The organism is Vibrio sp. 1069 (genome assembly GCF_033340555.1).
On sequence record NZ_JAWOWP010000504.1, the window covers coordinates 1 to 639 of the forward strand.

Genomic DNA, 639 nt, shown 5'->3' on the forward strand with positions numbered 1-639 from the left:
AACCCCAAGCACGACACACATCGAACGATTGGTTAAAAACGATGAACTAAAATGGCACTTCAATTTGCATCATCCAGTCGGCGTCGTAATACTCGTGCCAACGATAGTCGAAGCGCATTCTTGGCTCACCATCAGCTTTATTACCAAAACCGATGCTGAACATGAGACCATGGCTGCGAAGCCACTCTTCTGTGGTCATTTTGTTTTCTTCTTCACGTAGCTCTTCTGGCATCCAAATACCAAGACCAAAATAGTTTTTGTCTACGTTTTGAGTAAGAAACGGAATGTCTTGCGATTTGATTGCCCACTCTTCCCAGTAGTTTTCTGTTGGACCTTCTGCTGTCGCTTCAGCAGCATACCAATCTAAGGTATCGGTACTAAGCACACCAACAGTATCAAAAATTTCTTCACAGATGGGCATGGTGTTGTCTTCAAACACCACGGAGCGATCAGAAAGATAGTTACATGCGGAGTTAGCTTGCGTCACCACAAGCAGCGCACATGCACTAAATACGGCTACTCTGACCATGAAAACCGACCTCTTATTTACCAGATAATGTTTCTCTATATAAGCCTTCGTTGAGCAACAGTTCACTGACAGTTGGTGTCGTATAGGTGCTGATATCTTTGCCTTCTATG

1 protein-coding gene is annotated in these 639 nt (G+C 44.0%); it reads right to left on the reverse strand.

What is annotated here, in order from left to right; genetic code table 11:
- Nucleotides 1–46 precede the first annotated feature (46 nt).
- On the reverse strand, nucleotides 47–529 hold the full coding sequence (locus R7040_RS27420; protein WP_005480810.1) for a hypothetical protein: 483 nt from the start codon (nucleotides 527–529) through the stop codon (nucleotides 47–49).
- Nucleotides 530–639: the final 110 nt, after the last annotated feature.